General features: G+C 65.6%; 20 protein-coding genes. 8 read left to right on the top strand and 12 right to left on the bottom strand.

The window, feature by feature from the left end:
* Window positions 1-2: 2 nt before the first annotated feature.
* The 4 genes from HGBR_RS14860 to HGBR_RS14875 all read right to left on the bottom strand — a co-directional run bounded on the left by HGBR_RS14860 (window position 3) and on the right by HGBR_RS14875 (window position 4,338).
* Window positions 3-791 carry an electron transfer flavoprotein subunit beta/FixA family protein gene (locus tag HGBR_RS14860; protein WP_026077640.1) on the bottom strand — a complete coding sequence of 263 codons (789 nt, stop codon included), beginning with the start codon at window positions 789-791 and terminating at the stop codon, window positions 3-5.
* Between the two features lie 87 nt (window positions 792-878).
* Window positions 879-2,114 carry a CoA transferase gene (locus HGBR_RS14865; RefSeq protein ID WP_019160143.1) on the bottom strand — a complete coding sequence of 412 codons (1,236 nt, stop codon included), beginning with the start codon at window positions 2,112-2,114 and terminating at the stop codon, window positions 879-881.
* A 2-nt stretch (window positions 2,115-2,116) separates the two neighbouring features.
* Window positions 2,117-3,358: an acetyl-CoA C-acetyltransferase gene (locus HGBR_RS14870; RefSeq protein WP_019160144.1), complete on the bottom strand. Its 1,242-nt coding sequence runs from the start codon at window positions 3,356-3,358 to the stop codon at window positions 2,117-2,119.
* Entirely contained in the window at window positions 3,355-4,338 is a 984-nt protein-coding gene (locus tag HGBR_RS14875) for a LysR substrate-binding domain-containing protein (RefSeq protein ID WP_019160145.1), read from the bottom strand. The genes HGBR_RS14870 and HGBR_RS14875 overlap by 4 nt, the downstream gene beginning before the upstream one ends.
* Before the next feature lie 110 nt (window positions 4,339-4,448).
* Here HGBR_RS14875 and HGBR_RS14880 point away from each other — a divergent pair, with 110 nt between their 5' ends.
* From HGBR_RS14880 to HGBR_RS21185, 6 genes are all read left to right on the top strand, one after another.
* The gene (locus tag HGBR_RS14880) at window positions 4,449-5,453 is read left to right on the top strand and encodes a CoA transferase subunit A (protein WP_019160146.1); all 1,005 of its coding nucleotides are present in this window, start codon (window positions 4,449-4,451) and stop codon (window positions 5,451-5,453) included.
* Window positions 5,450-6,262 carry a CoA-transferase subunit beta gene (locus HGBR_RS14885; RefSeq protein WP_019160147.1) on the top strand — a complete coding sequence of 271 codons (813 nt, stop codon included), beginning with the start codon at window positions 5,450-5,452 and terminating at the stop codon, window positions 6,260-6,262. Before HGBR_RS14880 ends, HGBR_RS14885 begins: the two co-directional genes overlap by 4 nt.
* Before the next feature lie 25 nt (window positions 6,263-6,287).
* Window positions 6,288-7,574 carry a CaiB/BaiF CoA transferase family protein gene (locus HGBR_RS18375; protein ID WP_019160148.1) on the top strand — a complete coding sequence of 429 codons (1,287 nt, stop codon included), beginning with the start codon at window positions 6,288-6,290 and terminating at the stop codon, window positions 7,572-7,574.
* Between the two features lie 6 nt (window positions 7,575-7,580).
* Window positions 7,581-8,993 carry an MFS transporter gene (locus HGBR_RS14895; protein ID WP_019160149.1) on the top strand — a complete coding sequence of 471 codons (1,413 nt, stop codon included), beginning with the start codon at window positions 7,581-7,583 and terminating at the stop codon, window positions 8,991-8,993.
* Between the two features lie 96 nt (window positions 8,994-9,089).
* Window positions 9,090-10,013, top strand: coding sequence for an MFS transporter (locus HGBR_RS19120; protein ID WP_019160150.1), 924 nt, complete (start codon window positions 9,090-9,092; stop codon window positions 10,011-10,013).
* A gap of 124 nt (window positions 10,014-10,137) precedes the next feature.
* Entirely contained in the window at window positions 10,138-10,749 is a 612-nt protein-coding gene (locus HGBR_RS21185; protein WP_147522559.1) for a maleylpyruvate isomerase family mycothiol-dependent enzyme, read from the top strand.
* Between the two features lie 279 nt (window positions 10,750-11,028).
* Here the strand turns inward: HGBR_RS21185 and HGBR_RS18385 are convergent, their stop codons facing one another.
* Genes HGBR_RS18385 through HGBR_RS14925 form a run of 4 tightly spaced genes read right to left on the bottom strand, consistent with a single transcriptional unit; the run spans window position 11,029 to window position 14,936 of the window.
* Complete coding sequence (locus HGBR_RS18385; RefSeq protein WP_019160152.1) at window positions 11,029-11,664, bottom strand: TIR domain-containing protein; 636 nt, start codon at window positions 11,662-11,664, stop codon at window positions 11,029-11,031.
* 8 nt (window positions 11,665-11,672) lie between these two features.
* A complete protein-coding gene (locus HGBR_RS20040) occupies window positions 11,673-13,616 on the bottom strand; it encodes a tetratricopeptide repeat-containing protein (protein ID WP_147522551.1) in 1,944 nt (647 codons plus the stop codon).
* A gap of 55 nt (window positions 13,617-13,671) precedes the next feature.
* On the bottom strand, window positions 13,672-14,133 hold the full coding sequence (locus tag HGBR_RS14920; RefSeq protein WP_019160154.1) for a TIR domain-containing protein: 462 nt from the start codon (window positions 14,131-14,133) through the stop codon (window positions 13,672-13,674).
* Complete coding sequence (locus tag HGBR_RS14925; RefSeq protein ID WP_147522552.1) at window positions 14,130-14,936, bottom strand: rubredoxin-like domain-containing protein; 807 nt, start codon at window positions 14,934-14,936, stop codon at window positions 14,130-14,132. Before HGBR_RS14925 ends, HGBR_RS14920 begins: the two co-directional genes overlap by 4 nt.
* 68 nt (window positions 14,937-15,004) lie before the next feature.
* On the opposite strand from HGBR_RS14925, the gene HGBR_RS14930 reads away from it, so the two are divergent.
* Window positions 15,005-15,628: a hypothetical protein gene (locus HGBR_RS14930; RefSeq protein ID WP_019160156.1), complete on the top strand. Its 624-nt coding sequence runs from the start codon at window positions 15,005-15,007 to the stop codon at window positions 15,626-15,628.
* Between the two features lie 6 nt (window positions 15,629-15,634).
* Complete coding sequence (locus tag HGBR_RS19125) at window positions 15,635-16,624, top strand: thymidylate synthase (RefSeq protein WP_083882926.1); 990 nt, start codon at window positions 15,635-15,637, stop codon at window positions 16,622-16,624.
* A gap of 10 nt (window positions 16,625-16,634) precedes the next feature.
* Here HGBR_RS19125 and HGBR_RS19130 read toward each other — a convergent pair whose 3' ends face one another.
* From HGBR_RS19130 to HGBR_RS14955, 4 genes are all read right to left on the bottom strand, one after another.
* Window positions 16,635-17,636 (bottom strand): nucleotide kinase domain-containing protein, encoded by a 1,002-nt coding sequence (locus tag HGBR_RS19130; protein ID WP_051013465.1) that lies wholly within the window; start codon window positions 17,634-17,636, stop codon window positions 16,635-16,637.
* Between the two features lie 97 nt (window positions 17,637-17,733).
* On the bottom strand, window positions 17,734-18,132 hold the full coding sequence (locus tag HGBR_RS20045; RefSeq protein ID WP_147522553.1) for a sulfate permease: 399 nt from the start codon (window positions 18,130-18,132) through the stop codon (window positions 17,734-17,736).
* 421 nt (window positions 18,133-18,553) lie between these two features.
* Window positions 18,554-19,417 (bottom strand): hypothetical protein, encoded by an 864-nt coding sequence (locus HGBR_RS14950; RefSeq protein WP_147522554.1) that lies wholly within the window; start codon window positions 19,415-19,417, stop codon window positions 18,554-18,556.
* 165 nt (window positions 19,418-19,582) lie between these two features.
* Complete coding sequence (locus tag HGBR_RS14955) at window positions 19,583-20,593, bottom strand: hypothetical protein (RefSeq protein ID WP_019160161.1); 1,011 nt, start codon at window positions 20,591-20,593, stop codon at window positions 19,583-19,585.
* Between the last annotated feature and the right edge of the window lie 6 nt (window positions 20,594-20,599).

Here is a 20,599-nt window from a genome sequence, read left to right on the forward strand (position 1 = left end):
GATCAGACGAGCTTCTTGGACGCGAGCCAGTCGACGAGCTTCTGCCCGCCGTCGCCCTCGTCCGTGACGATCTCGCCGGCGGTGCGGCCGGGGGCCTGCTCCAGCTGCGTGATCTGCGTCCACGCGCCGGCACCGCCCGCGGAGGCGTCGAGGCCCAGGTCGCTCAGTCCGTACTGTGCGACCGGCTTCTTCTTCGCCTTCATGATGCCCTTGAAGGAGGGGTAGCGGGGCTCGTTGATCTGGTCCGTGACGGACACGAGCGCCGGCAGCGTCACCTCGACGTACTCCGAGGCCGTGTCGCCGTCGCGGCGGATGGTCGCCGTCGAATCCGTGACCTCCAGGCTGGAGCCCTGCGTCGCGGCGGGGCGGCCCAGCAGCTCTGCGACCATGACGGGGACGACGGACATCTGGCCGTCCGTCGAGGACAGGCCGGTGATGATGAGGTCGACCGGGCCCTCGTCCTGCTCCACCTTCTGCACGGCGGCGGCGAGGATCTTGGCGGTGCCCGCGGCGTCGGCGCCGGAGATGGCGTCGTCATTCACGTGCACGCCCTTGTCCGCGCCCATCTGCAGGGCCTTCCGGACGGCGTCCTTCGCGTCGGCGGGGCCGACGGTCAGCGCGATGGTCTCGGAGCCCTTGTCCTTGTCGGTGAGGGCCAGGGCCTCCTCGATCGCGTACTCATCGAGCTCCGACAGGAGTCCGTCGGTCTCGCGGTCGACGGTGTTGTCGGCCTCGAAGGAGCGGTCGCCTGCGGCGTCCGGCACGTACTTGACAAAAGTGACAATCCGCATGGGAGTGATCATTCCTTCCTTGGGAACCGCATTCCCCTCTTGCGGCACTGTGGCGCACCGCACGTTCGGGTCGGTTCCCATACGTTATCAACTGTTCAGGACACCGGAGTCTGAGAGTCTTCCCAGTTCCGTCTGAGTGAGTCCCAGCTTCTGGCTCAGCACCTCGTGCGTGGCCTCGCCCAGGACGGTGGGCCGCTCGCCGGTCAGGTACTCGCCGTCGAACCGGATGGGGTTGGCGCCCACGAGCATCTGCCCCAGCCTGTCGCTGTCGAGGCCCCGGAGCACGCCGGTCGCCGTCCCCGCCGCCGAGGCCGCAGCGGCTTCCGTCGCCACCTCGCCGATGCTGCGGTACGGGGCCCAGAGGACCGCGGTCCCGCTCAGTGCCTGCGTCACCTCGTCGAGGGTGCGGGCGGCGAACCACGGCTTCAGGAGCGCCTCGAGGGTCTCCCGCTGCGCGTACCGGTTCTCCTCGAGCGACAGGTCCACGCCCAGCGCGGTCTGCAGAGCGTCGACGACCGCGGTCATGCCGGTCGCCTCGACGAGCGCTTTCCACTGCCGGGTCGTGATCGCGGTGATCATGACCGCACTGCCGTCAGCGGTGGCGAAGTCCGTGCCGAAGGTCCCGAAGATGTGGTTGCCGTGCTTGCCGCGCTCCCCGGCCGGCTGGAGCGCCTCCGTGTACCAGCCCAGGTTGGCGACCGTGGCCAGCGCGATGTCCTCGAGCGCGATCTCCGAGTACGTGCCCTCGCCCGTGGTCGAGCGCTGCAGCAGGCCCGCCAGGACGGAGCTCACGACGGCCTGGCCGCACAGCAGGTCCCAGGCGGGCAGTGCGTGGTTGGCCGGCCGCGGGGACTCCGCCGGTCCGGTGATGCCGGGGATGCCGGTCTCCGCGTTGACGGTGTAGTCGACGCCGGGACCGCCGGTCGCCGTGCCCTGCACCTTCACGTGGATGAGGTCCGCGCGGCGGGCGCGCAGCGCCTCGTCCGTCAGGAAGGACCTGCCCACGTTGTTCGTCACGAAGATGCCGGTCTTCGCCGGGTCCTCGCCCGTGGCCGTGATGAGGGCCTGGGCGAGCTCCTGCCCCTCCTCGCTGCGGAGGTCGATCGCGACGGAGCGCTTGCCCCGGTTGAGGGTGCCCCAGTAGATGGAGCGCCCCTCCGGGGTGATGGGCCACCGGTCGATGTCCGGTCCGCCCTTCAGCGGGTCGATCTTGATGACCTCCGCGCCCAGCTGGCTGAGCGCCAGGCAGGCCGACGGCGCCGCGACGAACGAGTCGTTCTCCACGACGGTGAAGCCGGTGAGCGGTCGGCTGGTCGCCGTCATGCTCAGGCCTCCACGCGCTCGACGATCGCGGCCAGGCCCTGGCCGCCGCCGATGCACATGGTCTCGAGGCCGTAGCGTGCGCCGCGGCGGTCCATCTCGCGGGCCAGCGTCGTGAGGATGCGGACACCGGTCGCGCCCACGGGGTGGCCCAGCGAGATGCCGGAGCCGTTCACGTTCGTGCGCTCGAAGTCGGACTCGCCGAAGCCCCACTCGCGGGTGCAGGCCAGCGCCTGCGCGGCGAACGCCTCATTCAGCTCGATGAGGTCGATGTCCTTCAGCTCCAGGCCGGCACGCTGCAGGGCGGCGGCGGTCGCGGGCACCGGGCCGATGCCCATGGTGCGCGGCGGGACGCCCGCCAGGCCCCAGCTGACGATGCGGACGAGCGGCTTGAGACCCAGTTCCTCCGCCTTCGCCCGCGTCGTCACGATCGTGGCAGCGGCGCCGTCGTTCTGACCGGAGGCGTTGCCCGCGGTGACGGTCGAGGCCTCATCGATCTTCGCGCGCATCGCCTTGAGCTTGCCCAGCGACTCCATCGAGGCGCCGGGACGGATGTGCTCGTCGAGCGTGATCCGCTGCTCCGGCTGCTTGCGGGTCGCGGGGATGACGATCGGGACGATCTCCTCCGCGAACGCGCCGCTGTCCGTCGCAGCCGCCGCACGGCGGTGCGACTCGACGGCCAGGCGGTCCTGCTCCTCGCGGGCGATCGAGTACTCCTCGCGCAGGTTCTCCGCCGTCTCGATCATGCCGCCGGGCACGGGGTAGTGCGTGCCGCCCGCGGTGAGGCGGCCGCGGACCAGGCCGTCCTTGAGCTCGACGTTGCCGCCGCGGATGCCCCAGCGGATGTCCTCGTTGAAGAAGGGTGCGCGCGACATCGACTCCGCACCGCCGGCGATGACGACCTGGGCGCCGCCGGTGGCGATCGCGCCCATCGCGTCGACGACGGCCTGCAGGCCGGAGCCGCAGCGGCGATCGACCTGGCGCCCCGGCACCGTGACCGGCATGCCGGAGTTCAGCGCGACGACGCGGCCGATCGCGGGAGCCTCCATGTGCGGGTAGCACTGACCGAAGATCACGTCGTCGACGACCTCGGGATCGATGCCGGTGCGCTCCAGGAGGGCGGTGACGACCTGGCGGCCCAGCTCCTCCGGTGCGATGTCCTTGAACTGGCCGCCGAAGGCGCCCACGGGGGAGCGCAGCGGCTCGCAGATGACGATGTCGTTGGCGGAAGCGGGTGTCTGGGTCACAGTGTCTCCTTGTGGGTGGGGATGGTGGAGGTGAGGACAGGGTCGGTGGCCGCGGCGCGGTGCGCGGCGACGGTGTGCACGGGCGGGCTGGGTGTGGGGACGGCCTCGGCGGCGGCGGCCAGGACCTCGCGCAGTGCTGGCGCGGCCTCCCCGGCGCGGTGGGCCAGGTAGACGACGATCGGGTCGTGCTCGATCGCCAGCGGGACCGCGACGAGGTGCGGGTCGTGGATGTGGGCCATGACGGAGTCGTACGTGATCGTGATGCCCATCTCCGCCGCGACGAGCGCGCTCACCAGCTGCGTGTCCGGGGCCTCCTGGACGACGCGGGGCGCGAAGCCCGCCTCGTAGCACCACTGGAGGGTGAGGTCGCGCATCGTGGAACCCGGGTCCGCGGGGAGGAGGATGAACGGCTCGTCGCGCAGCTCGTCGATCGTGACCGACGACCGGCCGGCCAGACGGTGCTCGGCGTGCACGGCGACCATGGGCCGCTCGTAGAGCGCGGGACGGCCGGAGATCCCCGGCGGCTGCGTCTGCCAGCGCACCAGCGCCAGGTCCAGCGTGCCGTCGCGCAGGCGGGCGATGCCCTCCTCCGTGTACACGTTGCTCTCCAGCTCGACCGTGATGCCGGGCTTGCGGCGGTGCGACTCCGCGACCAGCCGCGAGGCGACCCGGTGCGAGGACAGGGTGCCCAGGCCCAGGCGCACGCGGCCCACGTCCCCGGCCGAGGCCATGGTGACGGACCGCTGTGCGGTCTCCGCCGCTTCGAGCAGCTCGCGGGCCGGGCCCAGGAGGGCCTCGCCGGCGGGGGCGAGGGAGACGTGGCGGGTGGTGCGGTGGAAGAGATCCGCACCCAGTTCCTGCTCGAACTGGCGGATCGCACGGCTGAGCGGCGGCTGGGCGATGCCCAGGCGTTCCGCCGCACGACCGAAGTGCAGTTCTTCTGCGACCGCGAGGAAAGCGCGCACCTGCTGGAGCTCCATGGGCACGAGTATGGCAGATTGATGTTCAGTTGGTAAGTATGTCCGCTGGATTCCTCGTTGAAACTGACTTAATCTGGCTGGGTCACTGCTGCACAGCGAGAGGGCCACACATGGCGAAGGACAGAGTCGTTCCGCTGCCGGAAGCGATCCGGGAACTGGTCCACGACGGCGATTCGATCGCGCTCGAGGGGTTCAGCCATCTCATCCCGTTCGCGGCCGGCCACGAGATCATCCGGCAGGGGCGCCGCGGGCTCACGTTCTGCCGCATGACCCCGGACCTGCTGTCGGACATGATGATCGCCGCCGGCTGCGTCGACCGGCTGGTCTGCTCGTTCTTCGCCTCCGGCTCCGCGGGCGCCCTCCACGAGATCCGCCGCCGGATCGAGAAGCACGATCCGGCCCCGCTGGAGGTCGAGGAGTACAGCCACCACGCGATGGTGCTGCGCTACCACGCGGGCGCCTCCCGCCTGCCGTTCATCCCGATCCGGTCGTACGCGGGATCGGACCTGCCCTCCGTCAACCCGGACATCCGGCTGGTCGACGATCCGTACGGCGACGGCACCGTCTACGTCGTCCCGCCGCTCAACCCGGACGTGACGATCGTCCACGCGCAGCGGGCCGACCGCCGCGGCAACGTCCAGATCTGGGGCATCACCGGCGTCCAGCAGGAGGCCGTCTACGCGGCGGACCGCGTCATCGTGACGGTCGAGGAGATCGTCGACGACGAGGTCGTGCGCTCCGACCCCAACCGCACCCTCATCCCCGCGCACGCGGTCGACGCGGTCTGCGTCGTCCCCCGCGGGGCCCACCCCTCGTACGTCCAGGGCTCCTACGACCGCGACAACGCGTTCTACCGGATGTGGCCGCAGATGGCGAAGGACAGCGCGCGGCTGCAGGAGTGGCTCGACACGCACGTGCGCGGCACGAAGGACCACAGCGAGTACCTCACGGCGATCGGGGAGGAGCAGCTGGCGCCCCTGACCGTCGCACCCCGCCTCTCCCGGCCCGTGGACTACGGGCGGCGGGTCCCGGCGGCAGCAGGGGGTGCCTCTGCGGGCGGCGGGCCGGCGGCCTCGGGAACGGCGGAGACGGCGACGGACGGAGGAGACCGATGACCACGGCACAGACGGAGAACGAGGTCACCGCGGAGGAGACGGCTGCGGACTACTCGCAGACGGAGCTCATCGTGTGCGCGGCGGCGAAGATGCTGGCCGGCAAGACGACCGTGTTCGCGGGCATCGGCCTGCCCACGCTGGCCGTCGACCTGGCGCACCGCACGATCAACCGCGACATCGAGCTCATCTACGAGTCCGGGGTGACCGGCGCGCATCCGGAGGAGATGGCGGAGGGCATCGCGGACTTCGTGCTGGTGTCCGGCGCGGAGTCCGTCGTGTCGATGCAGGCGCTGTTCGGCTACGTGCTGCAGGGCGGCAACGTGGACGTGGGCTTCCTGGGGGCGGCGCAGATCGACCGGCACGGATCGCTCAACACGAGTGTCATCGGCGACTGGGAGAAGCCCACGGTGCGGCTGCCCGGGTCCGGCGGCGCCTCGGACATCATGTCGAACGCCGGTGAGGTCTTCGTCATCATCCGCCGTCACGACCACGCGTCGTTCCCCGCACAGCTGGATTTCGTGACCTCGCCGTCGCCGGTCGCGGCCCGGGAATCCGGGCAGGGCATCCAGCCGCAGGGTCACGGCGTCAGCGTCGTCATCACGCCGCTGGGTATCCTGCAGCGCGAGGACAGGTTCGGTGAGCTGGTGCTCACGCACACGCACCCCGGCGTCACCGTCGACCAGGTGCGCGAGGCGACCGGGTGGGACCTGGCGGTCGCCAACGACGTGGCCTCGACGGCGGAGCCCACGACGGAGGAGGTCCGCCTCCTGCGCGACGAGATCGACACCGTCCGCCTGTACCTGCGATGAACACACGACTGAGGAGCATCCACCCATGAGCACAGAGGACCTCGCAGAGTTCTTCGACCGTCCCGGCACCGGCCCGCTGTCCGGCATCGTGGTCGCGGACTTCTCCCGCGTGCTCGCGGGACCGTACGCGACGATGATGCTCGCGGACCTGGGCGCGACCGTCATCAAGGTCGAGGGGCCCGGCGGCGACGACACCCGCAGCTGGCAGCCGCCGGTGCGCGGCGAGGACGCGACGTACTACCTGTCGATCAACCGCAACAAGTACGACATCGTCCTGGACCTGACGGACGCGGACGACCGCGGAGTCGCCCAGGAGCTGGCCCGGCGCGCGGACGTCGTCGTGGAGAACTTCAAGCCCGGCGGACTCACGAAGTACGGGCTCGACTACGACGCGGTGAAGGAGGCGAACCCGGAGGTCGTGTACGCGTCCGTGACCGGGTTCGGCCCCCAGAACCCGCAGCCCGGCTACGACCTGCTGGTCCAGGGGCTGTCCGGCTTCATGTCCCTGACCGGCGCCGCGGACGGCGAGCCCTATCGCGCCGGAGTGGCGATCTTCGACGTCATGACGGGGCTGCACACGACGATCGGGATCCTCGCCGCCCTCCAGCACCGCGGGAAGACCGGCGAGGGGCAGAAGGTCGACACGAACCTCCTGTCGTCCGCGATGTCCGGGCTGGTGAACCAGTCGAGCGCGTACGTGGCCGGCGGTGCGGTCCCGCACCGGATGGGCAACGAGCACCCCAGCCTGTACCCGTACCAGCCCATGCCCACGAAGGAGGGCGACCTCATCATCGCGTGCGGCAACGACCGCCAGTTCGCGATGCTCGCGAACACCGTGGGCCGCCCGGAATGGCTCGAGGACGAGCGCTTCGCCCGCGCCGTGCCCCGCAACTCGCATCGCAAGGAGCTGGAGCCGCTGCTCATCGAGGCGCTGTCCCACAAGGACGCGCAGGAGTGGTTCGCCCTGCTGACGGACGCGGGCATGCCGTGCGCGCCCATCAACTCGATCGAGCAGGGCGTCCAGCTGGCGGAGTCGATGGGCCTGGAGCCCGCTGTCGACACCGGCACCGGCGACCGCGTCATCCCCACCGTCCGCAATCCGATCAGCCTGTCGAAGTCGCCGGTCGGCTACGACCTGGCGCCGCCGGCGCTGGGGCAGGACTCGGACCTGGTCCGCCGCTGGCTCGCCTCGCCGTCCTCCACCGGCACCGCCGCCGAGGTCGGGGCCGGGACCCAGGCGACCGGGGCCTCGGCGACCCGGACTCAGGTGACCGAGGCCTCGGCGACCGGGACCCCCGTGACGGAGGACTGAGCACAGGTGGGCCGCCGGTCCGAGGCGGGACAGGATCCGGTGGGCGGCGACCGCGACGCCGGGCGTGCGCCGGGCCGGCTTGCCTACGTCGCGCTGCTGGGGACGACGTCCGCCGGCACCGTGGGCGGCACGATCATCAACGCGCCGCTGGAATGGATCAAGCTGGAGTTCGGGGCCTCGGACTCGCGGGTCGTGCTGGCGGTCGCGGCGTACACGGTCGCGATGGCGGTGTTCATCCCGCTGGCCGGCTGGCTGTGCGACCGGCTGGGGCCCATCCGGGTCCTCATGCTGGGGCTGGCGGTGCTGGCGGCCGCGCAGCTGGCGGCGGTCCTATCGGTCAACCTCGAGATGCTCATCGCGCTGCGGGCCCTCCAGGGGATGGCGTGCGCGACGTTCCCGCCCGGAGTGCAGCGGGCGCTGCCGGCGCTGTGGCCGCACAAGGGTGCGGCGGCGCTGGCGGCGTGGGCTTCCGCGATCGGAGTGGGGCAGGCGGTGGGGCCGCCGATCGGCGGGGTGATCGCGCAGTTCGTGGGCTGGCGGGGCGTCTTCGGCTTCGCAGGTGTCCTGTCCGGGCTGCTGCTGGTGGCCGTCGTGCTGACGGTGCCGCGGATCCCGGGGCGGAAGGTGCCGATCCACGCGCCGGGCGTGCTGGTCCTCATGCTGTCGATCGGGCTGTTCGTCGTCGCGGCGACGATGGTGGGCCAGCGGGCGCCCTGGGGCCAGGACGTGCTGGTCGCCGGTGCCGCGCTGGTGAGCGGGGTCGCGTTCCTCGTGATCGCGGCGCGCCGGTCGGAGAAGCTGGTGGCCCCGCGGGCGCTGCTGGAGCGGCGGTACACGCGGGCGACGGCGATGGCCGCGTCGACGATGTTCATCATGGGCATCGTGCTCACCTCGCTGCCGCTGTGGCTGGCGCAGGTGCTGGAGCTGGGGCCGGGGCCCGTCGGCGTCATCGTCTTCGCGATGGCCGCGGCGATGGCGACGTCCGCGAAGCTCACCTCTGCGGTGCGGCGGGTGTGGGGCGGCTGGGTGACCTCGATCGCGGCGCTGGTCGTGCTCATGGCGGTGCCCCTGCTGCTGGGGCTGTGGCTGGATGTGGGGCCGGGCGGGTCCGCGGTCGTGGTCCAGGCGCTCGTCATCGTGCTGGCGCTGCTGACGATGGGCGTGGCGATCAACGCGGGGCAGAGCATCGCCGCGTTCTCCGTGTCGCTGTCCGACACGGGGCGGAACTCGCTGGCGTTCGGGATGCACAACACGGCCCGTTTCGTGGGGATGGCGCTGGGCTTCTCCTGGACCGCGCTGCTGTACCCGCTGGGGTCGATGGTGCTCACCTTCACGGGAGCGCTGGTGGCCGCGGGGGTGACGCTGTGGCTCGTGGTGGCGGGCGGGCCCCTGGACGGCAGGCGCGTCGAGGTGGGGTGACGCGGCGGCGCTGCCGGGTGGACCCGGGTGTTCTAGGATGAGGATTCGAACGCTTGTTTAACGGGCGTTCGACTGGCGACGGAGCGGGGGCGACAGGTGGAGGACCGGGAACCGGGCGGCGCTGCCCCGACCGTCTGGCCGCTCTACGTCGTGACGTTCCTGGCGACCTACACGATCGCGGTCGCCGCGATCTCGGCCCCGGGGATCCAGCGCGAGCTGGCGATCGGGGATTCGGGGATCTCCCTGGTCGTGGGCGCGTACTCCGCGACGTTCGCGGCGGGTCTCATCTTCTTCGGCCGTGTGGGCGATCGGTGGGGGCGCAGGCGGATGTTTCGCATCGGCACGCTGGCGCTGGCGGTCATGGCGCTCCTGACGGCGGCCGCGCCCACCTTCGGTCTGCTCATCGTCGCCCGCCTGCTGCAGGGGGTCGCCGCCGCCGTCACGACCCCGCAGACGCTCGCCAGCATCCAGGCGGTGCTCCGGGGGAGCGCGCGCCTGCGGGCGGTGGGCCTCTACAGCGTGTTCGCCGGCAGCGGGACCGTCGCCGGGCAGGTGCTGGGCGGCCTCATCAACAGCGCATTCGGGCCGCACTGGGGCTGGAGGGCGGCGTTCGCGAGCGTGGGGATCGCGGCCCTCATCGCGTGGTGGGGAGCGTCGCATCTGACGGAGTCGCGATCGGCGTCGCCGCTGGGACTGGACGGCCGCGGCTCCGTGCTCGTCGCGACCGCCCTGCTGCTCCTCATTGCGGGACTCACGAGTGCCGCGAGCATCGACCTGTCGTCGATCGCGGGTGGACAGGGGGCCTCGGCGGGGGTCGTCTGGGGACCGTGGAGCCCGCTCATGATGACGGGGGTGCTGCTGGCGGCCTCAGCGCCCAATGGAAAGTACACCCCGAGTGGTTGCGACGATTCTAGCCCCCTCGCCTCGCCATGCCTTTGGCGGTCCTGCCAATCGGTGACGAGCATGCCGCCGTCATGCCGGACACGAACCGGGCATTCGCGGCGAAATGACTCGGCCTAGTGGGCCACACCGATCGCTTCTTCTCATCCACCCACTGGGTGTCTCGGCAGGACACGGCTGTGAGAGTCCCAACGGCTGGAGGACAGGAGGGACTCGAACGATCTAGGCTCGACCCGTGGACACGATGGCCGCCGCGGTGCAGGAGAGAGCGGAGCTGCTCGACCTCTTGGAGGATCTCAGTGCAGACGAATGGTCGGTGCAGTCATTGTGCACGGCCTGGACGGTACGAGACGTCGTCGCGCACCTTCTCAGCTATGAAGGTGTAGCCATGGCTGATCTCCTGAAGCGGATGATCCGGGGAAGAGCGCAGTTCGATCGAATCAACGCCCTGTCCGCCAGAGATCTCCAGCGGCTGGAACCTGTCGAGTTGATTGATCGGTTGCGGGCCTTTCCCAAGCCGACCGGTCTCACCGCCGCGCGGGGTGGCGCCGTAGGACTGGTCGATTGTCTTCTGCATCAGCAGGACATCCGGCGACCTCTGGGACGGCCGCGTGCGATCGATCCGGAAAGACTCCGCTACGCGCTCGGCTTTGCAGTCACAGCCCCGCCTCTTCGAGGCTTCTGGCACGTTCGCGGGACACGCGTCGTCGCCACCGACGTGGACTGGGCCCACGGCCGAGGGCCCGAAGCCCGAGGCCTGGCGGAAGCAGTCCTCATGACTCTCGCGGGCCGCTCAGGCCCTGCTCGGGAACTGGATGGCCCGGGGGCCGCAACGCTCCGGCGTCGCCTCGGCTAAGCACACGGGTCAGCCCAGAAAGACTGGGGCGGCCTCAACGAGCTCGAAGAGCACCTGACCGACCCGACGACGCAGAACAAAATGCTGCGTGGAGCCAGACTCGGCATGGAATCCGCGTGATTCCGGTCGCCTGATCATGCAGAGAGCGTCATGAGATGCATAATTTGCTTGATTTTGGTCCCCTTCTGGTCCCCTTGAAACAGGGCTCCCGACAGCTACGGCTTCACGTCAGCACACAGTCGTTGCCAGGAGGCACTTACGCTCGGCGTGGCTCGACCTTCACTGCGGTTCGCATGACGAGTTCCGCTCGCGCAACTTGCCACCGACATTGAGCAGGGACGAACGAGAGGTCCGTCCATCGAAGGCGTGCTGAATCCAGCTCCCCAGGGAACTTTGGCTCGCGGGTGGGACGTAGGAGTTCGCGTAACCCGTCTCGTTCTTCGGCGCAAGGTTGGCGGACAGTCGCGCGGGGATGCTGGGGCTGGACCCGGCGACGGACGGCAGCTGAACAGCTAGCAGGCCGTTCGGAGTGGGATCGGAACGAAGGCTCGTGTAGATCTCCCAATCCACAAATTTTCGGGCCCAGGTGCATTCACCAATCGCTACGAGAGTCACAGTTGAGTCTCGGAGGTATTTGGTCTTGATCGTCTGACGGATGTACGCGACGTTCGTCGAATCTATGATGTCGGAGCCATCTTCTTCCATGCCGATAGCGCGCGGTATGAAAACACCCGTGTTCTCCTCAATAAACTGAAGGACCTCCACCGCGTCCACTGCGTGGTAGCTGACGAACACCTTGTGGCGACTAGGAGACGAGGCGGTTTTCCGATCTCCCTCCGCGACGCTCTGGTACTGCCGTGTTATTGCAGCCAGTTCCCGCAGGGCGCTCTGAGTGCGCGAGCTGTACGTGACCATAGTTTCTCCTAACGCGCCTGTTCTATCACTGCTCTGAGTCGTTCGATCACGTCTTTAGGGTCGCCATACTTAGCTAAGAAACCCAGCTGGTACTTCGTGGATCGAACCTGATCGGCGTTGCCATGCCGAGCCGCCTCTGCGTACTGCTCCGCAGCCTCGTCAACGGTCTGACCGTTCTCAAGACACTCATGCAGCGTGAGTTCAGCACGTGTTGCGAGCGCCCAATAGTTGGTGGGCTCGTCCGCGATCGCAAGCCTGTTGAGGAAGCGGGAAACGGTCAGGACCTCGTTGAACTCCTCACGGAAGGGGTCGTCCTTTTCCCGTCCGCTGAGGCGGAGTGCCATAAGCAAGTTGACTCCCGTGTAGTAGGTGGGATCGCTTTCGAATCCTGCACGATACTTCTCTGCCATCTCACGGAAAAGGCTCGCCGCAACGGCTGGATCCCCGCTGTCGAGCTGATTCTCCAGCTCTCGTTTGATCAGCCCTCCCCAGCTGCCGTATGTCTCAGAGTCCGCGTAGCCTGCGCTCTCGGCATCTTCAAGATACTGGCGAGCCGTCCGCCAGAGTTCCTGCCGGATTGCAGCGTCCTCCGCGTCCTCCCCTAGGCGCCGATAGACCATGACGCTCTCCTGGAGCCAGATCCGATGCAGCGGATCATTAAGGCTTGGTTGAGCGATTTCTAGTAGGGCTCGCGCGTCCTCGTAGGCTTCCTCCGCGTGCAGGCCGATAGCGAGTTCGATCCGGAGGCTGCGACGCAGCCCTTCGTGAACGTCGGCCGTAGAGCCCACCCATTGCGCAGCGGCGTTCATCTCGCCGGCGTCGGATGACTTAATCGCCGCACTGATCCTGTCGCGCGCCTCGTTCTCAGCGGTAAGCGCGTCGGTGACCTCTGACAACTGGGAGTAGGGCCTCTTCACTGTAGCCAAGTCGAACCAGCTATGCGCCGGGCTATCGACTTCGATCTCACTCGTTACCCGTTCGACGACTGGGCGAAGTGCTTGTATTGCTTCCTCGGCTTGCATGTCCGAGATCACCTGCCCACGGGTAAACGAATGAATCCGAATCATGTTGATGTCGAAAGGTGGCGCGTGGCGCGCATGTCCCTCAATGTGCGGATTAATCAGAACCGTGGCCCGGTCTGCGAATATGTGCCTGACACCGAGTTCGTATGCGACATTAAAGTTCGTTGTAGTGAGGTCGACTAAAGCGAGATCGGAGTTCGCTAGGGCCGCCAGCATTCCCGAGTGTATGATTCCGCTGTCTGTCTCCAGGTCTGCCCTGTTCCAGCTAATATCAGCGTCTTCTAGCAGTGGACGATAGACCCTGTGGAAGGCCGGATCGCAGTCCACCTTCTTACCGGTTCGAACATCCTTCTTCACTCCGTAAGGCATGATGATGAACGCCGAGACTTGATCATGAGTAGGGGCTAGGTCAAGTGCAAAGTGGCCTCTCTCCTCGGCTCGTAGGACCAGGTTGTCGGTGACTGTTGGCGCCCCCGGGTCGGGCGCCGGACGGATGGTGATGACCCAGACGCGTTCGTCCGTTCCTTCAACCAATGCGCGCGCGTCATCGAGCATGGCGAGGTTGTGTTCGTTGAACGCCTCCGCGGTCTCTTCGACGGGACGATCTCCTTCGACCAGGTCGACGGCCGTGTTACTGACTATCCGGTCGAAATGTGTGAGCCAGCGTTCACCTCGCGGCTCAACGCTGGTTCTTCTAAAGTCCTCTTTCGCGAAGGGTAGGACGATTCGCAGCGGAATTCCCTCCGAAAGCGCGGCGCAGGCAAAGAGAATGTCCGATCCGGACGCCAGTGCTCCAACCATGCGACTTGGTTGAAGTGATTGGAGGAGCCCCTTAAGCCGAGTCAAGAGGTCGTTCTCGGAGGTTTCCGGCAACCGAGGTGATGCTCGCCCGACTTCATCGGCTTGCACACCCGCGTACAGAATAATCACTTTGCCACCTCGAATTCCGAGCGCTCCGCGACGCGCCCTCCGGGAGTTATCAAGTTCATCGCCCACACGTGGTTGGCGTATTCATCGGCATACTTTTGCCCCGAGAGGTGGCGGCGATCGCGCGTTCGATCGCATCGTCAAACTGGTTGACGTCAGCCGGCGTGCTCCAGTCGAGAATCTCGGCCCCATACTCTGTCAATCCTTCGGGGATCGGCGCGTCGGGATCGATACGGATGCCGATGATGCCCTTTCCCTGATCCTTGCTCCACTGGATCTCCTTCTCGACCCACTCGCTCTGCGAGGTCTGCTTACCGATGAGCACGATCGTCGCCGATGACCCTTTGATTCTCTCCTTAATCTTTCGGCTGATGTAGTCGGCGTCTTGGCTTTTCACGGGGTCTAGCAGATGGCGTCCGGTGAAATCGACGTTGACGTTCTTGTTGTAGGTCATCAGGTTCAAGCCACGGGCCTTCATTTGATCGGCATGCTGGTAACTGATAAAGACTCGACGGGTCATGAGCCCTCCTCGGCCGGAGCGAGCGTTGCCATCTGCTTGCACAACGGGCACTTCTTCAGCAGGGCGCCGCTCTTAATGACATAGCCGCACTCTCGACATCGCCACTTGCGGTTCTTGGAGCTGTTGGGCACCTTCGAAAGTTCAGTGTCCGTCTGGTAGTAGTCGGGAGCGTCTGCCCAGCTGAATCCAGCCTCCCGCCCCCACGACGGATATGCGTAGCCGGATCGAGCACGCGCGAAAGTCTCGACACGATCGATTTCGCCCAAGTAGTCGGCCGTACGGTCAGGGCGCTCATCGCATATCCGGCGAAGAGCCGCCACAGTCTCGACATCGATCGGCTTCATCGTGCGGAACTGGGTGGAACAGATGTCTGCCAGCGGCTCAACCAAGTCGCTCACAGGGACGGGGTCAATGAAGTGCATCCTGTCTGCGGCGAGGGCATAGTCACGGTTGACCGCACCCTGGGTGCCTTCTGTGTACCAGCCAACGTGGTAGTACCCGGAGATCACTCTGCCCTGGTGCGCTTTGCGCGTCGTGAGGAAAAAGATGGTGGCGGCGCCGTCGTGAACGATGCGGTTCCGCATAGACGGCTCGCAGGTAGAGAACAGGCCGTATGTTCCAGTCTCGATGTTCGGGTCGCTTTTATTGTCCGCAGGTCGGGTGATTTCGCGAACCGGCCATCGCGCGAGGGGCTCGGAAAAGTAGACGGACAGGTAGCCGCGGCCGCGGTCAGGAAGCTCGCGCCACGGGTCGCCAAGGCGACGCGCCGCTGCGCCTCCCTCGTGATCCCGGTGCTGTCGCATAGCTTGATGCTACGGGTGACCTCTGACACATCCCGGGAGCCACGCTGGGCGGAGCGAAGGAGCTGGTGATGGCCAAGCCTGATCTCACCATCCGCCGCGGTGCCGTCATCGTGTTCGAGGGCCTCGATCAGACCGGTAAGTCGACGCAGCTAGACCGACTCCGAGGCGCGGTCGACGCGGAGTCAACGGTGTTCGCTCATATGCCGAGCGGCTTCACTACGTTCACCGAGCGGGTGTACAGAGCACTGGAGGGCGAGACCGCTGACGAGAAGCCCACGTCTGGCCTCGCCCAGCAACTAGCGCACCTCGCGTGCCACGCAGAGTCCGTGCCTGATCTCAAGAGGGCTGCGGAGACGCGATCACTGATTTTGGATCGTTGGTGGTGGTCCACTCTCGCTTACGGCTGGTACGGCGGATCAGTGAAGCAGTCAGGACTTACCGAGTCGAGTTTCAAGGAACTCATCGACACAATCTGGTCACGGATCACGCCGTCCATCGTGTTCGTCTTCCTCGAACCCCACCACCTTGACTCGAACAACACTCTGGGCGTACAGGCCGGCTATCGATCGCTCTTGGAGGAACATGCGGAGTCCGCGGTTGTCGTCCCGATAGCTGAAGAAGAGGAGACTCATTCCTTTGTGACCGAGACGCTTCTGCATCGCGGGCTTGCTGCCCGAGCTGAGAATCGTTGAAGCACGGTGGCTGTCTATCGAGATGTAGAGCAGGCGTTTCTGGCCGAGTTGCGCGCAGTTGTTGACTCCGGAGACCCTGTTGAGGTGCGGGGAGAGCGGACCCGCGAGCTGCGAGCACGGCTTGTAGAGGTCTCCGAGATTCGGTCCCGCCACCTCACACTCCCCCACAGAAACAACAACGTCTTTGCCTCGATCGCGGAGAGTATGTGGGTGATCGCGGGACGAAACGACTTGAACTTCCTCAGCGCCTATCTAGAGCGAGCGATCGACTTCTCAGACGACGGCGTGACGTGGCGTGCTGGGTACGGCCCACGGCTCCGAAACTGGAACGGCGTCGATCAACTCGCGGAGATCGTGAAGATTCTCCGGGAAGATCCACTCTCGCGCCGTGCGGTCGCCAGTATCTACGATCCGGATCGCGACTTCGTCGCGAGTCGGGATATTCCATGCAACAACTGGCTTCACTTCCTCATAAGGGAGGGGCGTCTCGACCTTCACGTCGCCGCGCGCAGCACCGACATATGGTGGGGCTTCTCCGGCATCAACGCTTTCGAGTGGACACTACTGCTTGAAGTAATGGCACGGTGGCTCAGATGCGCGCCTGGTCGACTGGTCTTCTTTAGCTCGTCCCTACATCTCTACGAGCGCCACTTCGACAGGGCTTCACGGCTCCTAGCCAGTCAGCCGGACCGGAACACATCCGGGGAAGCAGAACAGCCGCGGTTCGACACAGACTGGGAAGACGCGCCCGCCGCATGGGAAGAGTGGATGCGGCTGGAGGCCGGCATCCGATCAGGCCAAGACCTTTCGGCGCTTAACTGCAACCTCACCGACCCGCTCCTGCTTGCATACATTCAGATGATTGATCTGTATTGGGCGGCGCAAAATGGAGCCGAAGCCGGGCTCTTAGACGAGAAGCTAGCCGGGCTTGGGGACGGCAGACTTGCCGCCGCCGCGCGCGAGTATCTTGGACGACCTCAACACATGCAGCACTGAGCCCGACGGTCTAGGTAATTGCCGCGAGCGCGCTCGAACGGCCCGACACCCGCTGGTTGATGCCCCACTTTGGCGGAAAGAATGGTTTCGCCGGAGGGCCTTGAGGCGCGAACTGCTGTTTGATCCTGTTACGGTTTCCGACTCCGCGCACGTTGGGATGCATCACTCGCGCGTACTTATCGGTTTCGCAGAACAGATTCTGGCAGTCGATGAGCGTCAAAGCCCTGCCAAACAGGTCATCGAACTCGATGCCTTCTTGTTCGAACTGCGCCTCTTGCGTGTCGACCATCCATCGGATGACGTCTTCGGCAGAAACGCCATTGAGCTGCGGGAAGCACTTCGCGATACCACTGCGTGCGCCTGGCCCAGGCACTACGAAGTCGTTCTCATCAAAGTCGACCACCGAGGTGTAGTTGAGGTCGATCGCCAGCTGATAAGAGAGGAAGGGACCGAGCGAAGGAAAAGTCGAGATTGTCTCGAAGACCTCGCGAAGAGACCCCGCATGCTCGACTTGCGCAACAACCCCGGAACGCATCATGTGCTCGATTAACAGCAGATGGTTGCGGTGCTTCCGAACCGCACCGAACGGAGGTGGTGGAACGATGTAGGCCGCAGAGTAAACTCTCTCGCCGTTCGCGATCTTTGAGTCTAGAACCTTGCTATAGGCATCGATGTCGAACGTCGATGTTGTGATCTGGCCGAATCTAGATTCCAGCCCGTCCCAAGTTGATGGCTTGTTGAAGAAACGAAATAGCAGTACGCGCAAGACGAGATTTTCGGGGTCCTGAGGGCCCTCGTATGCGATACGTATCAGATCCTGTGACACGCGGTCAGCGGCCCGGTAGGCGTTAGTAAAGCGATACTTCAAGAGGACTGCGTCATCGGTCCATGGACCAGGTTCGCCACGTAACCTCGCGTGATACACGTGCTGCCGTTCAGCCGCGAAGTGCCAGTAGGACGGAAACACCTCTGAGACACCGACATCTCGCCGACCAACTCTCACGCGCCGCATCGAGTCCTCCTGTCGGTGCTTACCTCCGCTACCACCAGTTCTAGGTTGTCACGAGGAGGCCGGCGATGCTCGGAGACGCGCCCCGTCGCTCGTGTGTTCAGGCATGCGCTCCCCGCGCGTGAGTGGTTCGACCCGCCATGAGCAGGAGGCTGACGGGTCCGATCCAGTGGAACTTGAAGGCATTCCAGACGAGCAGCAGGACCAGCAGGTAGAGCCAGCTGGGGCCGCCGTCATTGATGATTATGGTGCAGATCGCCGCGGCGTAGAAGTAGGGCACGGCTAGGAGCATGGCGGGGACACCCCACTTGAGGCCGCGCCTGGTGCGGATGGCGTTGAGCACCAGGTTGGTGGGTGCGTAGCCGAGTGCGCCGTAGCCTCGTGCGCTGAGCGCCACTGATGTGCGGAGCATCGCGGGCCGTTCCAACACGCAGAGGAAGCCCTCGCCGATGCCCTCCGAAGCTATTTCGGGACAGATACATTCGATGTAGTTCACCATTAGGGGTGCAATTGTGATCTCGCGTGCCTCAGCGCCCAATGGATAGCACACCCCGTGTACGACACCATCATAAGATGCAATCCCACGGGTGGCACCCCCCGAGGCCGCTCGCTGTCCCGCACTTGCAAGTCTCGCGCGCATGCTGACCTCGCCGAACGTAGCGCCTTGCCGCCAAGCAACACGTCCGATGCCAGACGGTCGGGTGACGCGCCGCGGCGTTCGCGCCAGCGCCCGCAGTGGCGATGCCCCACCGGCCCTTGCCCGAGGTATCAGGAGTAAAGCCCGTAGCCCATCTGACCTTGGAATTGCTCTTCAGGAGTGTGCTCTGCGCGTCACGTCGTGCAGGCTTTGCAGACTGTTGGTCACTCGATTGCTCCACTTCGGTCACAACCGCGCCCGTCGCATAGGCCGAGGATTCCCCCTACCCTGGTGGGGAAGTCTCGCGTGGCATTCTCTGCGTTATGAATGAGGAGAGTCGGTTGTCCACGTGACTGTTGACCTGTTTCCAGCGTTCGACTGCGTGACGCGGTGGCACGAAACGTTGGATAAACCAGGTGCCGATCAACCGGTTCGTCTCGATGACGTACATGCAGTACTCCATAAGCATTTTGTCGTCTCGCCGCAGAGTGTTCTTGTCGAAATCGAAGAAGTTTGCTGTCGCCCACGCGTGCCCATGGGCAGTGGCTGACAGCCCGGAGTAAACGATGCGAGCATCCTGATAGATGGCAGCAAGGACTTCGATAGCAAGGACCGACGGACCAGCCTTCTTTAACGGCAGATCATGGGCAGTCATCCACTGCCTGAGGCGTCCTCGATAGGCGTCAACTGCGTGCTTCGCATCCGTCTCTAGCGGCAGTCGCAGGAGCCTTTCATCAAGACGGTCGGGATAGTCCATGTCGAAATACTCGATTGAGGCGTACCGGGCGAACAGCTCCGCTGGCGTGTCGGCGATCAGGAGATGGTGGACGCGTCCGTACGCCTCGATCGCGCCACGTGTAACTGTCGCTAAGGGCACTGACAGCGCTCTCGACGAACGCGCCAGGTCGAACAGCGCGAACCCGTGCTCGTGGGCCGCTTCTGCTGTGCGCGCCATGGTTGCGCGGACACCGACAAAGGGGAGGTTGCCGTCCCATCCCCGCGCTGCGTTGAAGCTCGCAGACTCCATGGACAACACCCACTCGGAGGGTTGCGCCTGAGGAGAGAGGCACTCATGCCCGAGAGCGGATGCGGCCTTGAGCACGCGCAGGAGGCCGGCGGTGAGTTCACGCCGATCTCGCTCAAGCATCGTGAGCATTCTTCTCTCCACCTCCTGCTCGCACGATTACCGCTGACACAACCCGCCCGTTGCGGCGGCAGATGCTCATGTCTTCGTGTTATCGGACGGAACCGAGCGGCGTGGCGAGTCGTCACCAACCATGGTCAACTTGACGCTGGATAGCCCATTGCATGGTCAGGCCGCAGCATCCGCGCCCTCGGCGTAGGACAACGCTTCTGCCGCCCAGGTCCGAGCGTAGTCTTCGTGCAGCTCGTACTCCTTCTTGTCATACCTTCCGCTGACCTTCGAGAGTGCCATCAGTTCTGTCAGTCGAAGTCGGTCGATCACCACTCCGTAGTCATTCTCGCGAAGGCGGGCCTTCTCTGAAGCGACGGTGCGGAAGTCCTGTTTCCTCTCTTCGGGCTGTTCATGGTGCTGAGGGAACGGCACGAAGAGCATCTCGATATGTGTGTGCGACGGCGCCTTGTTGAACCAGGGAAGAAAATGGCCGTCGATGAAGGATTTGATGGGCTTAGCGGTCCAGTTGCGTCCCGAGGCCACTTGCCCGTAGGCGACGATCGATGCTGCCTGCCCGTCGAGAAATGGACGCCAGGCGACGATGTCTACGGTGCCGTCCGCAGCATTGGCGGAGAGACCCAGGGGTCGTTCTTCCGGCGCCGCAGCGGTGCCCATCGAGAACGCGAGGTCCTGGATCGCTTTGAGCATTCCCGAGCCGTCGGGCCTCGGGGAGCCGAACCAGTAGGCGCGGCCGCCCAGCACTTCGGCTGCCGTTAGGTACGACTCGACTTGGAGCGCTCTCGCGCTTGACTTGAACACTTCGTGGTCGCTCTTCGTCGGTAGCAGTTCGGAGTGGATCGCAGAGATGAGGAGGCAGCAGATGTAGCAGTCGTGTGCTGCATCCTCGGCCTCACTTTCCGCTGCGCGACGCCGGAGCGCCCACTTTCCGTACTCCGACACAAGCTCGAACGGATACCGAGCGCCGAGTACTCGCTCACGGTAAGCGAGTTCCTCGTAAACACGTTCGGAGAGTTCGTCGTTCTCGGGCTCCAGAATCTCCTCATCGACCAGCTCAGCGTCGACATCAGTCAGCAGGATGCCATGGTCAGGTTCCCGTTGAACGGTCTGACTTCGGATCAAGCTTTGCTCGTTCGCGACGGTGTCATCCAGCAGGGCATGCAGCTCCACCCAGTC

This window comes from Brevibacterium senegalense (assembly GCF_000285835.1).
In the GTDB taxonomy this organism is placed as follows: domain Bacteria; phylum Actinomycetota; class Actinomycetes; order Actinomycetales; family Brevibacteriaceae; genus Brevibacterium; species Brevibacterium senegalense.